We start from the raw sequence: 13,928 nt of genomic DNA, 5'->3' as shown, positions 1-13,928 counted from the left end.
GTATAGAAGAAAGGACCGACGTTTCCATGGCCGTTCGTTACGAACTGATCAAAACCTGCGCCCAGACCGGCGCGCGACTCGGCCGGCTGCATACGCCGCACGGCGTCATCGATACGCCGACGTTCATGCCGGTCGGCACGCAAGCGACCGTCAAGGGCATCAGCCCGGAAGAATTGAAGGACTTGAACGCCCAGATCATCCTGAGCAACACCTATCATCTGTTCGTGCGGCCGGGCCACGAATTGATCCGGGCAGCCGGCGGCCTGCACAAATTCATGAATTGGGATCGCCCGATCCTGACCGACAGCGGCGGATTCCAGGTGTTTTCCCTCGCGGAGAACCGCAAAATCACGGAGGAAGGCGTCACGTTCCGCTCCCACCTGAACGGGGACAAGCTGTATTTGTCGCCGGAGGTGGCGACCGCCGTCCAGAACGCGCTCGGATCGGACATCATGATGGCGTTCGACGAATGCCCGCCTTTTCCCGCCGAATACGATTACGTGAAGAAATCGACCGAGCGCACGAGCCGATGGGCCGAACGCTGCCTGAAGGCCCATGCCCGGCCGCACGACCAAGCGCTGTTCGGAATCGTGCAGGGCGGCATGCACGCCGACCTGCGCCGCCAGAGCGTCATGGATTTGACTTCCCTGGATTTTCCGGGGTATTCTATTGGTGGACTGAGCGTAGGCGAGCCCAAGCACCTGATGTACCAAGTGCTGGAGGAAACGGTACCCTTGATGCCCGGCAACAAGCCGAGGTACCTGATGGGCGTCGGTTCCCCGGACGCGCTCGTGGAAGGCAGCATCCGCGGCATCGACATGTTCGATTGCGTACTGCCGACGCGCATCGCGCGCAACGGGACGGTGATGACCAGCCAAGGCAGGCTGGTGGTCCGCCACGCCAAGTACGCGGACGATTTCGCTCCGCTGGATCCGGAATGCTCCTGCTATGCATGCCGGAGTTACTCCCGCGCCTATATCCGCCATTTGATCAAGGCGGACGAGATGTTCGGACTTCGCTTGACCACCATACATAATCTCCACTTTCTGGTCGAATTGATGCGACAAGTCCGCGAGGCGATCCGGGAAGACCGGCTGCGCGATTTCCGGGATGAATTTTTCGAGAAATACGGCATGCAGAACAATGAAAGCGGTTTTTGAAAAAGGGGGGAACAGCTATGTGGTTGGCCAGTCAAAGCAGCAGCCTGTGGGTTACGCTGATGCCGTTCGTGCTTATGTTCGCCATTTTCTATTTCCTGCTGATCCGTCCGCAACAGAAGAAGTCGCGGGAACGCTCCTCCATGCTGAACGCGTTGAAAAAAGGCGATAAAGTAACGACGATCGGAGGTATGCACGGGACGATCGAGCAAATCTCGGACGACACCATCGTACTGAAGGTCAACGACGTGACCAAGCTCACGTTCGACCGTTCCGCGATCAACAACGTAACCGCCCGCTCCGAAGCCAAATCGGAAGGGTAAAATCCGGTTCCGAATAAGAAGAAGGGCGATGCCGCCGGTCATAACCGGACGGGCATCGCCCTTTTTTCATTTCCCCGCGTCTTGCGGCTCGGCTGCATGCACGGCCGGAATCCCGGGCATTCCTTCCGCCCTCGCCCCGATTTTCATTCCGATGGAGACGCTGAACCAGGCGAGCAGCAGGCCTCCGACCATATCGGTGAACCAATGTATGCCCAAATAAAAAATGGCAAACACGATGCACGCGGCATTGATCCACGCGAGAACGGCCCATCTCCGGTTGCCCGACCGCGAGGCCAGCAGCGCCATCGTCACGGAGATCGACGTATGCAGGCTGGGAAAGCAATTGTTGACGCCGGAAAGCCCCCGGTAATCCCTTTCGAAGGAGGGGAACGCGTCCAGCATAAGAAAGTGAACGTGGGAATTCGCGTACCATACTTCGTTGACGGGCACGAACCAATACATCGGCAGCGCCACGGCATAGTTGAGGAGCAGGGCGACGCAGAAGGCGTAAACGTATCGTTTGCTTTGACTCGAGGAGTAAATGCCCAAGGAGGACAACATGACGGACTGGAACATGACGACGTAAAAAAAGGCGCAGACCGCGGTCAACAAGCCGGATCGAAAATGGGATTGCAGCCACGCGTGCCAATTGCCTTCCCAACCGGTCACGTAAGGCGTGAGGTCGTAGGTGACACCGTAGGCGGCCTCGAGTTTGACTTCGAAGGTGTTCACGACGAGAATCGCGAGTGTCGCCGCGAAAAAAATCAAAAATTTGGGAGAAGTGGCCAGGGAGCGCAGGAACCGGTATATGGCATCGAGCGGCTGGCGCCCCGTTCCGAACCAAAGCAGGATGGCGATCGCTGCGGCAGTGAACGCCTGGACGGATGATTGCGAAGTAAATAAGGTCATCGAGGGGCCCCCGGTTACGGCGAAGTAGATGGTTCGATTTAGTATACCATAACCGGAACGGGCCGTCCGAAGGGGCTCCGGTTATCTTTTGCCGCCGGTGGAGGAACCGGTATTGACGCCGAACATGCCGCCGAACGCGCCGGTCAGGACGGTCAAGCCGAACATCACGGCCACTTTCATGGACCAGTCGATATCGGTCGCCAAAAAGCTGGAGAGAACGATCAGCAGCGTATACAACGCGCCGTTCGCCGCACCGAAGTACCAGCCCCTCCTGCCGGAGCGCCGCGCCGACACGAATCCGCCCGCCATCGCCGCGAATCCGTGAATGCCGAACACCCACGGGTCCAGCTCCGTTTCGCGAAGGGAACTGCCGGCAAGCATCATCGACAGAAGCAAAGCTCCGGCTCCAAGCCAAATGCACGACCAGATGAGGCCGGACAAAACGGGAGAAGCCACGCGCACCTTCAGCACGCGGGTAAACGGGCTCATGCTCATCACTCCTTGGGATCGCTTTGTACCATCTTATGGCGGGCCGAGCCTCCGTAGTACATGCATGACCCTTTCGGCTGGCGGTGAAACTACAATCGCAAGGCCGTTCCCGGGCATGGACGGCGAAGTCTACGGATGCGGAAGGCGGGACGCGGCATGACGACCATTCTGCTTCGCACGTTGCTTATGTACGTCTTGGTATTCGCCCTGCTTCGGCTGATGGGCAAGCGGGAGATCGGCAAACTGTCCGTTTTCGACCTCGTCATCTCCATCATGATCGCGGAAATCGCCGTCATTATCATAGAAGATACCGATAAACCGATTTTGTACGCGATCGCTCCGATTGCGCTGCTCGTCGTCATCCAGATCGTCTTCGCGTTTCTGACGATCCGAAGCCGCAAATTCCGCCTGTGGATCGACGGGACTCCGAGCGTGCTCATCCGGGGCGGCAAGCTGAACCGCAGCGAAATGCGAAAGCAGAGGTACAATCTCGACGACTTGATGGCTCAACTCCGCGAACATGAAATGATTAACGTGGAGGACGTCGAACTCGCGGTGCTTGAGGCGAACGGCAAGCTATCCGTGGTACCCAAAACCGACCGAAATTCGAAGGAAACCGGTATCACGCAGAGGAACGTAAGCGCTCCTTCACCCGGGAAATCGGAAACTCCGCCCAAAATCCGTTACGAGCTGCTTCCGCTTCCTTTGATCCTGGACGGACAGGTGCAGGACGACAGCTTGGAAAAAATCGGGAAAAACCGGTTTTGGCTGAAAACGAGGCTGCGAGAACAAGGGATCGAGCAGTTCCGGCAGGTGTTTTTCTGCAGCATCGATCATAAAGGAAGATTTTACGTCGACAGAAAGAAGTAAGCGGCCGCTTACCGGAACAGCCGGCCGATCAGAGGGATGCGGGCGGCATCGTGGCCGTCGATCATCCTCATGGCCATTAGAAGGATCAGGTACACGACGACGGCCGCCAGCGAAGACGCGGCCAGATTCAGGCCGTCCGCGGGCAGAAAACGTCCGTTCCAAATCCATAACGCCACGGCGCTCATCACGACCATCGCCGTCATGACTTTGAGAAAATCGAACGGATTCAGCCTGAAGCCGGTTAATCGGGCCACGCTGATCCAGTGCAGCAGCGTAACCAGGACCATGTTCACCCCGATGGCGATCACGGCGCCGAGAATGCCTAGCTGAGGCTGAGTCGCCAACTGGACGATGAGGGCCAATTTAACCGCCGCGCCGGCGAACGTGTTGAACAAGGCGGTGCCGGGGCGGTCCAATGCCTGCAGGGCGGCTTGAAGCGGAGCTTGCATGTAAAGGAAAATGGCGATGGGAGCCATCCAGCGGAGCATGCCCGCCATCGAATCGTCCCCATAGATCAGTTGGCAGAGCGGTTCGGCCAGCAGTCCCATCAGGACGATGAACGGCGCTCCGGTGACGACGGCCAGACGCATGGATTGATGGAGCCGCTTATGGATCGTGGCCCAATCTTGCCGGGCGGCCGCTTCGGACAAGGAAGGGACGAGCGAGACCGCGAGGGAGTAAGTCAACGCGCCGGGAAGCAGCAGGACGGGAATGACCATCCCTTGAAGCGCCCCATACTGCGCCGTTGCGGCAGCAGCCGTCAAGCCGGCGGCGGCGAGGCTGCGCGCCGTCAGGATCGACTCCAGCAAATACGACAACGAGCCGATCAGCCGGCTTCCCGTGACCGGGATGGCGATGCCGAGAAGGCTTCGGAATACGCCGCGGTCCGATGCGGACGCTTGTCGCTCTACCGATGCAGGACGGGATTTTCGTCCCGCCGCCCGGTCGCTCGATACTTGCTGCCACAACACGAGCAGCCCGGCGAGCTCTCCGGCGACCATGCCCAGCACGGATCCGGCCGCCGCCGCTTCCAACCCGTACGGCACGAGCAGCGCCGCGAACAAGAGAGACAGGACGATCCGGACGAGCGTCTCCGTGGTGGAGGAGAAGGCGGTCGGGATCATATTTTGTTTGCCTTGGAAGTATCCCCGCCACACGGAGGATACCGCTACGAGGGGCAGAACCGGAATCATGCACAGGAAAGCGGCATGGACCCGGGAATCGGTCATGACCTCGGAGGAGATCCAGCCCGCCAGTCCGAGGCAGGCCGCAGAAGCGATCAATCCCGCGGAGACGGCCAGCGTCATCGCGCCGCGAACGGTTTTCTTCATCGCCGCCGGATCGTCGCGGGAGTCGGCTTCCGCGACGAGCTTGGCCACCGCCAAAGGCAGGCCGCCCGCGATAACGGTCAGCAGCACGATCATGAATGGATAGACGAGTTGGATCAACCCGACGCCTTCCGCTCCGATCATCCGGGGCAGCACGATACGGGGGACGAACCCGAGCAGCCGGTTGACCAGGCCCGCGGCCAGCAGGATCATGGCGCCTTGAATGAAGGATTGTTTACGAACGGACACGAGGCGTCCCTCCTACGGTCGGTTAAATCCATTGTATGCCGGGGTTGTCCGGGTTCATGCCAGCCGTTGGCGCCGTAATTTCGGACGATCGGCAGGATTTCGGGGCTTCCGTGGAGAATGAATTAAAGCTGCGGTGCATCGGCGCGGCGGATGGCGATAAGGAGGGGAAACGCATGGAAAATACGGGAGTCGGCAAGGAATCCCTCGAAGCGAACGAACGATTGGACGCCGAAGACGAGCAAATGAACGAGATGATCGAACAGCTTTGCGAAAGCAAAGCCGAAGAATTCCGGATGATCGGATACGATCGCGTCACCGGGGCCGACGTATGGGAATGCGTCAGCGACAAGTACCACAAGAAAGGGACTCCGCCGCTGTACCAGGTCGTCAATGACATTTTGTCCCTCAAGGTCACGCAATTCATGAACTTCATCACTTTGAACATGTACAGGGGCGATACCCGCTTCTGAACGGGATACGGGACGGGATTTCCGCGACGCGCGGGGTCCCGTTTTTTGGCGTTGGACGGGCGCTTTAAAGGGCGTCGCGCCGCGGCTTTCTACCATTTTCGACAAATTGACTTCCATTTGAGCAGGTAGTTATAATAGGAACATTGAGAATCGAAAGGGGACGGCAACAAGGATGAAGCGACTGCTGGCTTTCGTGCTCGTCGTCGTCGTGACGTTCGGGATAATGGCTGCAACGACTCCCGGATTGCTCGACAAGACGAAGCTCGGGCTTGATTTGAAAGGCGGCTTCGAGATTTTGTATGAGGCTCAGCCACTGACGGCGGGGGGCGTCGTAACCAAGGAATCGCTGAACCAAACGGCGGTCAGCTTGGAAAAACGCGTAAACCAGAACGGCGTCGGCGAGCCGGAAGTAACGACGGAAGGCAAAAACCGGATCCGCATCAAAATCGCCGGCGTAGCCGACCAGGACAAGCTCCGCGACCTGATCAAAAAACCGGCGGACCTCCAATTCCGGAGCGCTTACGGCTGTCCGGCGGATACGAAAGCCGACAGAGGATATTGCAAAGTCGAACTGGTAGGCAGCGATTTCGTTGAAAACGCCGCCAAGGTTTCCTACGACCAGCTCATGCATCCGATCATCAGCATCCAAGTGAAGGACAAGAAGAAATTTGCCGAAATCACCAAACGGTTGATCCAAAAACCGCTTGCCATTTATCTGGATGACACCTTCCTGTCCGATCCGACGGTACAGCAAGAATTGACCGACGGTTCCGCTCAGATCACGGGACAGCCGGACAAAGCCTCGGCGGACAAGCTGGCCGAGGTCATCAACCTCGGCGCCCTGCCGCTTAAGCTGACGGAGAAATACACGCAAAGCGTCGGCGCGACCCTGGGTCAGAAGTCGCTGAACGACACGCTGCTTGCCGGCGGAATCGCGTCCGTGCTGATTCTCGTGTTCATGATCGGCTTCTACCGGATTCCGGGCGTCGTAGCGAGCATTTGCTTGATCGCTTACGTATGGATGCTGCTGGGCGTATTCTGGCTCATGGGCGCCACGTTGACGCTGCCGGGCATCGCGGCCTTCATTTTGGGGATCGGCATCGCGGTCGACTCCAACATCATTACGGCCGAACGGATCAAGGATGAGCTGCGCAGCGGCAAAACGCTCAGCTCCTCGCTCCGCGCGGGAGCGAAAAACAGCTTCCGTACCGTTATCGACGCGCACATCACGAACATAATCGCCGGCGCCGTGCTCTATTTCTTGGGCCAAGGCTCGGTCAAAGGCTTCGCGATCGTGCTGATCTGGAGCATCGTCATCAACATCGTCACCAACGTCTTCTTCCCGCGTTTTCTGCTGCATCTGCTCATTCAAAGCGGACGCTTCACGAAGCTGGGTTACTACGGCGTGAAGGAGAGTGAAATCCGTGCGCTCTGAATATGATGAAAAGAAATTTAACTTCGTAAAGGCGAGCAAGCCGTTTTTCATTTTCTCGATCGCCATCACGCTTCTCGGGATCCTTTTCCTGTCGGTTTTCGGTCTGAACTACGGCATCGATTTCCGCTCCGGAACGTCCGTCGACATCTCGATCTCCAAGCCGATCGATAAAGAGACGACGGAAAAATTCCTGAGCGAACATTCTTTCGGCGACCACTCGCTGACGACATCGTCCAACCGGTTGTCGATCCGCTTCAAGGATCCGCTTAACGAACAGCAGGAAAAGCAGTTTAAAACGGATTTCAGCAAGCAATTGGACGATAAAGCCTCGTACGAGGTGAACATCGTGGACGCCGACATCGCCAAAGAGCAGCAGCGAAACGCGCTGATCGGCATGGCGGTCGCGAGCCTCGGCATCATCTTGTACATCACGATCCGTTTCGAATGGCGGTTCGCGGTGGCGGCGGTCATCGCCCTGCTGCACGACGCGTTCATCGTCATCAGCTTGTTCTCGATTTTCCGCTGGCAGGTCAACCTGCCGTTCATCGTGGCCGTACTGACGATCATCGGTTACTCCACGAACGATACGGTCGTCATTTTCGACCGGATCCGCGAAAACCTTCGTTTCGCCAAACTGAAGACGCCTGCCGATGTGGCATTGCTTGTCAACCGAAGCATCTGGCAGACGCTGACGCGCTCGATTAATACCGTCATTACGGTATTGCTGGCTGCGGCCGCCCTGTTCATCTTCGGAAGCGAATCGATCCGCTTGTTCTCGCTCGCCATGATCATCGGCTTGCTCAGCGGCGCCTATTCCTCGATTTTCATCGCCAGCCCGTTGTGGCTGCTGCTGCGGGGCAAATCGGTGCCGAATAAGAAGACGGCCAAAGCGCCAAGCGCTTCGTAATATCGGAAAGGTTCGTCCTAAGATGATTCGAGTCCGAAGCGGTTCGTTCGGACTCGCGAAGGAGTGGCTCTAGTGAAGTTGGCGAATCGGGCCGTTACCGCGGAACGCGGGACTCTCGTTTCCGTATTCGGGCTGCTCGGGTTAACGTTATTCAAAGGAGCGGCCGGTTGGCTGACGGGCAGTAAAGCGCTCATCGCCGACGCCGCCCAGTCGGCGGCCGATTGCGCAGGCTCGTACACGACCTACTTGGGTTGGCGGGGAGGCCGCAAAAAGCCGATCCATTCCCAGCACGCCGAGTCGGTGGCCTCGATCGTCTTGTCCGCCATTCTTCTGGTGGCCGGGCTTGAGATCGGAATCTCGTCGGTCAAAGCCGTCGCGGAAGGCCCGGACAAGGCGCCCGGCTGGGGAGCCGTCGCCGCGATCGCCGCGGGCATGGCCGTCCGGGAAGGTTTGGTGCGGTACAAGCGGAAAAGCGACGCGGCTCTCGGCATTCGGCCGGATCGGCCCGAGAACCGCTCCGATATTTTCGCTTCGATGACTGCGCTTGTCGGAACGTCCGCCGCTATGGCGGGCGACATGCTGGAAATGCCCGTGCTGTATGTGCTCGATCCCGCGGCGGGGCTGGTCGTTTCCGCCTTCGTGCTGCGAATGGGTTTCCGGCTGACGACCGGCGTGTTGAAGGCCAACGGACAGACGGCGCATAACGACGTCGACGTGCAAATGCTGCTCGACGCCGTTCAGCAGATTGACGGGGTCGTGTCGGTAGACGAAGTCCGTACTCGGGAACAAGGCCACTACCTCGTCGTGGACGCCGTTATTCGGGTGAACCCCCGCATCAGCGTGGCGGAAGGCCATGACATCGCCCAGCGGGTGAGGAGACATCTCACCAAGCGTTTCCTGCACGTCGCGGAAGCTTCCATTCACGTACAGCCCTACGATCCGGGTTATCCTTACAAATCAAACCATCAGGACGAAGAGTGGACCTCGCTGCTGCAGTGAAGGCATCTCCGGGCCTGGTCTTTCAAATCCGCCGCCGCAAGGCGGCGGTTCTTTTTTCAAGGGAGTGAAACGTTATGATCCCAGCCCGTTATCGGTGGGAATGGAAACAAACGGACGAACGGCTGGCGGCGGAGTGGTCCGAGAAGCTCGGCATCCCGCCGCTTGTTGCCCGCGTGCTCCTGTCGCGGGGATGGTCCGAGGAGGAAGCGGCGTTCTTCTTCCGCCCGGCGGATGGCGAAGATTTGCATGACCCGCTTCTCATGAAAGGGATGGCCGAAGCGGCGGAACGGATCCGCCGGGCCGTCGCCTCCGGAGAGCGCATCCGCGTGTACGGCGATTACGACGCGGACGGCGTTACGTCGACGTCGCTGATGATCCGTCTGCTGACGTCGCTCGGTGCGGACTTCGACACTTACATCCCGCATAGAAGCCTGGAAGGCTACGGTTTGAATCTGAAAGCCGTGGACGCGGCCGCCGATGCCGGCGTCTCGCTGATCATTACCGTCGACAACGGAATCAGCGCCGTGGAGCAAATCGCGCACGCCAGGGAACGGGGCTTGGACGTCGTCGTGACGGACCACCACGAGCCTCCGGCGGTTTTGCCGGAAGCGGTCGCGCTCGTGAACCCGAAGCAGCCGGGCTGCCCGTATCCTTTCAAAGGCTTATGCGGAGCCGGTGTCGCCTTCAAGCTGGCCCAGGTGCTGCTCGGGCGCGTTCCGGAGGAGCTGGCCGATTTGGCCGCGATCGGCACGGTCGCCGATTTGATGCCGCTGATCGGGGAAAACCGGGTCATCGTGAAAATGGGGCTGGAGCGGATGCGCACGCAGCCCGTCGTCGGCATTCGGGCGCTCGCCTCGGCTTGCGGCACGCAGCCGTCCGAGCTGACGAGCGGCAAGATTGGTTTCGCGCTGGCGCCGCGGCTGAACGCGGGGGGGCGGTTGGAACGCGCGGACGCTGCGGTTGCGCTGCTGACGACAAGCGATGCGGCGGAAGCGGAACGTTTGGCGCGCGATTTGGACCGGCTGAACGCGGAACGGCAGAAGCTGGTGGACGCGACTGTACTGGAAGCCGAAGAGCTTTGGCAGCAGCGGAAACGGGAGTACGGCGGCGACGGACCGAACGTGATCGTGCTGTCCCGTGCCGGTTGGAACGCGGGAATCGCCGGTTTGGTCGCGTCCAAGTTGGTTGAACGGCACTATCGGCCGGCTGTTATCTTGGCGGAGGATCCGGAAACCGGAAAATGCAAAGGCTCGGCGCGCTCGATCGACGGTTTTGACCTGTATGCGGCGCTGACGGATTGCGCGGAGCTTATGGAGCACTACGGCGGCCACCAAGCCGCCGCGGGCATGACGCTTTACGTCAGCCGCATCGGCGAATTGGAAGAGAAGCTGCATCGTTTGGCGGAAGAGCGGCTGCTGCCGGAAGACTGGCTGCCCAAGAAGAAGGCGGATCTCATGTGTACGCTGACCGAGACGACGCTTGCGGCAGCCGATGCTTTGGCCCGGTTGGAGCCGTTCGGCAACGGGCATCCGACCCCGCGGTTGATGCTGCAGGGCGTCGTCATCCGGGAAAGCCGGACGATGGGCAAAGATAACAAGCACATCCGTCTGAAGCTCGGCCATGAGCACCTTGCGCTGGAAGCCGTAGGATTTGGCATGGGCGAGTTGGCGGAGCGGCTGGAAGCCGGACGCAAAGTCGACGTTCTCGGCGAGTTGTCGGTGAACGAGTGGAACGGCGCCCGGAAGGTGCAATTCACGGTTCAGGATCTCCGATGCGGCGAGCTGCATTGGGTGGACCGGAGGCAGGCGCGCGGACGGTGGCAGGAAATCGCCCAATGGGGCGCGGCATTCGAGGGAACCTTGCATGTTCTGTGCTCTACCGCACGATTAGCCGGTGAGGTTTCGGCAGCGTTGCAGGCGCAATCGAACGCGACCATCTGTACATACGCGGACATGGCGGCCGCCGGCGACGGCGAATCCGCCGTGAGGGAAACGGCCGCGGCCGCGGAAGCCGCCCCGCCACGTCGCGAAACGGCGGTTCCCCGCCGACGGCTCGTATTGGCGGGTTTGCCCGACAACGAATCGGATATCGGGATTCTCGCCCGCGTTCTGGCGCAAGGACCAGGATGGGAAATCGTATATTTGTACGACGGCGGTGCGCACAGGGATTCTCCCGCCGTTCTGGACCGCAGCGACTTCGCTCGCGTTTACGCGCTTCTTCGGGAGCGCGGAACCTGGATTGACGGCCCCGAAGGATTCCTTCGCCAGGCGGCGGATCGGACGGGATTGTCGCTCTCTTCCGTGCGATTGGTCCAGGAAGTGTTCGAAGAGCTCGGATTTATCCGCTCGCGCGGTGCGGAGCGTTCGATCGTCGAACAGCCGCCGCGCCGGAAGCTGGAGGAGTCGGAGCGTTACGGCCGCATGGTGCGGCAAGCCGAAGCCGCCACGTTCCCGGATTGGCCGCTGGACAAGCTGAAAGCTTGGGGCGAGAAGGTCCGTCCGAGTTCGCTCTGGTCATAGGCAGGGCAAAAAGTGTATAATCGGTTCGGACAGTTTCCATTCGAAGGAGCAGGATCAGACAAATGGATTTCAAAGACTATATCCGGGTCATTCCCGATTGGCCGCAACCCGGCATCCGGTTTAAGGACATTACGACGCTGCTCCAGGACGGCAATGCCTACCGGGCGGCGATCAACGAACTGAAAAAACTCGTGTCCGACCTGAAAATCGACCTCATCGCAGGTCCGGAAGCGCGCGGTTTCGTCATCGGCGCTCCTCTCGCGATCGAGCTCGGCGTCGGTTTCGTGCCGATCCGCAAGAGCGGCAAGCTGCCGGGCGACACGATCGAAGCCTCTTACGATCTCGAATACGGCAAAGACAAGCTGGCCATGCATAAAGACGCCATCCAGCCGGGTCAGCGCGTGCTCATCGCGGACGACCTGCTCGCCACCGGCGGCACCATCGCCACGACGATGAACCTCATCTCCCAGCTTGGCGGAGAAATCGTCGGCGCCGCGTTCCTCATCGAGCTCAGTTACCTCAACGGCCGCGAGAAGCTCAAAGGCATCGAAGTGAAATCCTTGGTTACCTATTAATCCTCCAACAAAAAAAGGACCGCATCCCCCGCCGAAAGGCAAGGAGTGATGCGGTCTTTTGTTTGGTTTGCAACATGAACCCACCCGCGTAGTCCCCCACATCCACTAACGCACCATAATCCCGCAACTCCACCACACCCACGCGAACGCATAAAAGCAAAAGTGCGGGTGTCCAGAGGGCGCAGCGCCTCGGAATCCCCCTCCCCGGGGGGAGGGGGACTTAGGGGGTGGGGCGAATCACTGGTCGTTCGACAATCCGCTCACCTCGAATAGCTTAAACAGCAGGCTCAGCACGATCGCGACGACGGTGGCGAGCGCCATGCCGGAGAGCGAGAAATCGCCGATGACGATTTTCACGCCCGACAAGCCGGTCACGAGCACGACGGTCGTCAGAAGCAGATTGGAAGGGCGTCCGTAATCGACTTTGGACTCCACGAGCATGCGGAGGCCGGATGCCGCGATGACGCCGAACAGCAGCAGGGAAACGCCGCCCATGACCGGCGTCGGAATGGCTTGGATCAAGGCCGAAAACTTGCCGAAGAACGAGAGCAGGATGGCGATGACCGCGGCGCCGCCGATGACGAAGGTCGAGTACACGCGCGTGATGGCGAGAACGCCGATGTTTTCCCCGTACGTCGTGTTCGGCGTCGAGCCGGCGAAGCCCGAAATGATGGTGGAGATCCCGTTGCCCAGCATCGAGCGGTGCAGTCCGGGGTCCTTGGACAAGTCTTTGCCCACGATGTTGCCGGTTACGATCAGATGCCCGATATGTTCGGCGATAACGACCAGAGCTGCGGGAACGATCGTCGCGATGGCCACCCATTTGAATTCCGGCGTCGTGAACGTAGGGGCCGTGAAGAAAGAGGCGGCGCTTACGTTCGAGAAATCGGCCATCCCCATGGCCCAGGCGATCACATAGCCCGACACGATGCCGATCAGGATCGGGATGATTTTGAAAAATCCGCGGAAAAGCACGGAGCCGAGCACGGTGATGGCCAACGTCGCCGTCGAGAGGATGATCTGGTCCGCATCCGGCTTCCAGTCCGCTTTGCCCCCGGAAATCCAGCCCGCCATTCCTGCCGCGACTGGAATCAGCTCGAGGCCGATGACGGTAACGATCGCGCCCATCGCCGCCGGCGGGAAAACGACGGAAATCCACTTCGTCCCGGCGAACCGGACGATCAGCGCCACGATGGTGAACACCACACCCGCGGCGATAAAGCCGCCGAGCGCGGCCGGATAACCCAGGTTGGGCGCTTGTGCCGTCCCGATGACCGCGCCGGCCGGCGCGATGAACGCGAAGCTGGAGCCCAGGTAAGCCGGGATTTTCCCCCGGCAAATCCAAATGTACAACAAGGTGCCGATGCCGTTCATCAGCAGGCAGACCGCGGGATCCACCCCGAGCAGGGTGGGCACGAGCACGGTCGAGCCGAACATCGCGAACAGGTGCTGCAGGCTCAGAAACAGGCTTGCGCCGAGCGGCGGCCTTTCGCTAATTCCGATTTCTCTTTTCACGGTAGATCCTCCCATAGGATTCGATATCAAAAGTCTTTCCTATGTTACAGCTTTTGACAACCGTCGGACAGGTAATCTCTTTCCAACTGCCCGTCCCGTCGGAAACCCCCGAACCGTAGGCGTCGACGGTTGACGGTTCCCGCCGCCAAGAGGCATAATGAAAGGAATATCTCATGGGAACGA

At 59.7% G+C, this 13,928-nt stretch carries 13 protein-coding genes; 9 read left to right on the top strand and 4 right to left on the bottom strand.

The window, feature by feature from the left end; genetic code table 11:
• The first annotated feature begins 26 nt into the window (after positions 1-26).
• Positions 27-1,160 carry a tRNA guanosine(34) transglycosylase Tgt gene (gene tgt / locus EAV92_RS11770; RefSeq protein WP_123041266.1) on the top strand — a complete coding sequence of 378 codons (1,134 nt, stop codon included), beginning with the start codon at positions 27-29 and terminating at the stop codon, positions 1,158-1,160.
• 17 nt (positions 1,161-1,177) lie between these two features.
• Positions 1,178-1,480 carry a preprotein translocase subunit YajC gene (gene yajC / locus EAV92_RS11765; protein ID WP_123041265.1) on the top strand — a complete coding sequence of 101 codons (303 nt, stop codon included), beginning with the start codon at positions 1,178-1,180 and terminating at the stop codon, positions 1,478-1,480.
• Positions 1,481-1,546: 66 nt separating this feature from the next.
• Here yajC and EAV92_RS11760 read toward each other — a convergent pair whose 3' ends face one another.
• A complete protein-coding gene (locus EAV92_RS11760; RefSeq protein ID WP_123041264.1) occupies positions 1,547-2,389 on the bottom strand; it encodes a phosphatase PAP2 family protein in 843 nt (280 codons plus the stop codon).
• An 81-nt stretch (positions 2,390-2,470) separates the two neighbouring features.
• Entirely contained in the window at positions 2,471-2,878 is a 408-nt protein-coding gene (locus EAV92_RS11755; RefSeq protein WP_164472742.1) for a TIGR04086 family membrane protein, read from the bottom strand.
• A gap of 156 nt (positions 2,879-3,034) precedes the next feature.
• Between EAV92_RS11755 and EAV92_RS11750 the strand changes: the two genes are divergently transcribed.
• Positions 3,035-3,748 carry a DUF421 domain-containing protein gene (locus EAV92_RS11750; protein ID WP_123043699.1) on the top strand — a complete coding sequence of 238 codons (714 nt, stop codon included), beginning with the start codon at positions 3,035-3,037 and terminating at the stop codon, positions 3,746-3,748.
• 8 nt (positions 3,749-3,756) lie between these two features.
• Here EAV92_RS11750 and spoVB read toward each other — a convergent pair whose 3' ends face one another.
• Entirely contained in the window at positions 3,757-5,325 is a 1,569-nt protein-coding gene (gene spoVB, locus EAV92_RS11745; RefSeq protein ID WP_277424232.1) for a stage V sporulation protein B, read from the bottom strand.
• A 173-nt stretch (positions 5,326-5,498) separates the two neighbouring features.
• Between spoVB and EAV92_RS11740 the strand changes: the two genes are divergently transcribed.
• The 6 genes from EAV92_RS11740 to EAV92_RS11715 all read left to right on the top strand — a co-directional run bounded on the left by EAV92_RS11740 (position 5,499) and on the right by EAV92_RS11715 (position 12,230).
• Positions 5,499-5,795: a post-transcriptional regulator gene (locus EAV92_RS11740; protein ID WP_123043697.1), complete on the top strand. Its 297-nt coding sequence runs from the start codon at positions 5,499-5,501 to the stop codon at positions 5,793-5,795.
• Positions 5,796-5,967: 172 nt separating this feature from the next.
• Entirely contained in the window at positions 5,968-7,230 is a 1,263-nt protein-coding gene (gene secD, locus EAV92_RS11735; protein WP_123041262.1) for a protein translocase subunit SecD, read from the top strand.
• Complete coding sequence (gene secF, locus EAV92_RS11730) at positions 7,220-8,137, top strand: protein translocase subunit SecF (protein WP_123041261.1); 918 nt, start codon at positions 7,220-7,222, stop codon at positions 8,135-8,137. The genes secD and secF overlap by 11 nt, the downstream gene beginning before the upstream one ends.
• A 72-nt stretch (positions 8,138-8,209) precedes the next feature.
• The gene (locus tag EAV92_RS11725) at positions 8,210-9,136 is read left to right on the top strand and encodes a cation diffusion facilitator family transporter (protein WP_164472741.1); all 927 of its coding nucleotides are present in this window, start codon (positions 8,210-8,212) and stop codon (positions 9,134-9,136) included.
• Between the two features lie 74 nt (positions 9,137-9,210).
• Positions 9,211-11,655 carry a single-stranded-DNA-specific exonuclease RecJ gene (recJ, locus tag EAV92_RS11720; RefSeq protein ID WP_123041259.1) on the top strand — a complete coding sequence of 815 codons (2,445 nt, stop codon included), beginning with the start codon at positions 9,211-9,213 and terminating at the stop codon, positions 11,653-11,655.
• Between the two features lie 62 nt (positions 11,656-11,717).
• Positions 11,718-12,230: an adenine phosphoribosyltransferase gene (locus EAV92_RS11715; protein WP_123041258.1), complete on the top strand. Its 513-nt coding sequence runs from the start codon at positions 11,718-11,720 to the stop codon at positions 12,228-12,230.
• 237 nt (positions 12,231-12,467) lie between these two features.
• On the opposite strand, the gene uraA is transcribed toward EAV92_RS11715, so the two are convergent.
• Positions 12,468-13,745: a uracil permease gene (gene uraA / locus EAV92_RS11710; protein WP_277424231.1), complete on the bottom strand. Its 1,278-nt coding sequence runs from the start codon at positions 13,743-13,745 to the stop codon at positions 12,468-12,470.
• Positions 13,746-13,928: the final 183 nt, after the last annotated feature.

Origin of the sequence: Cohnella candidum (assembly GCF_003713065.1) — a bacterium.
Classification (GTDB): Bacteria; Bacillota; Bacilli; order Paenibacillales; family Paenibacillaceae; genus Cohnella; species Cohnella candidum.
The sequence above is the reverse complement of the archived record's forward strand: the minus strand, read 5'-3'. Positions and strand labels throughout refer to the sequence as shown.

Bases quoted from the DNA above. Each gene is read 5' to 3' on its own strand.
- EAV92_RS11750 (WP_123043699.1), top strand. From the start codon at position 3,035: ATGACGACCATTCTGCTTCGCACGTTGCTTATGTACGTCTTGGTATTC.
- EAV92_RS11715 (WP_123041258.1), top strand. From the start codon at position 11,718: ATGGATTTCAAAGACTATATCCGGGTCATTCCCGATTGGCCGCAACCC.
- secD (WP_123041262.1), top strand. From the start codon at position 5,968: ATGAAGCGACTGCTGGCTTTCGTGCTCGTCGTCGTCGTGACGTTCGGG.
- EAV92_RS11740 (WP_123043697.1), top strand. From the start codon at position 5,499: ATGGAAAATACGGGAGTCGGCAAGGAATCCCTCGAAGCGAACGAACGA.
- EAV92_RS11755 (WP_164472742.1), bottom strand. From the start codon at position 2,878: ATGAGCCCGTTTACCCGCGTGCTGAAGGTGCGCGTGGCTTCTCCCGTT.
- recJ (WP_123041259.1), top strand. From the start codon at position 9,211: ATGATCCCAGCCCGTTATCGGTGGGAATGGAAACAAACGGACGAACGG.
- tgt (WP_123041266.1), top strand. From the start codon at position 27: ATGGCCGTTCGTTACGAACTGATCAAAACCTGCGCCCAGACCGGCGCG.
- yajC (WP_123041265.1), top strand. From the start codon at position 1,178: ATGTGGTTGGCCAGTCAAAGCAGCAGCCTGTGGGTTACGCTGATGCCG.
- EAV92_RS11760 (WP_123041264.1), bottom strand. From the start codon at position 2,389: ATGACCTTATTTACTTCGCAATCATCCGTCCAGGCGTTCACTGCCGCA.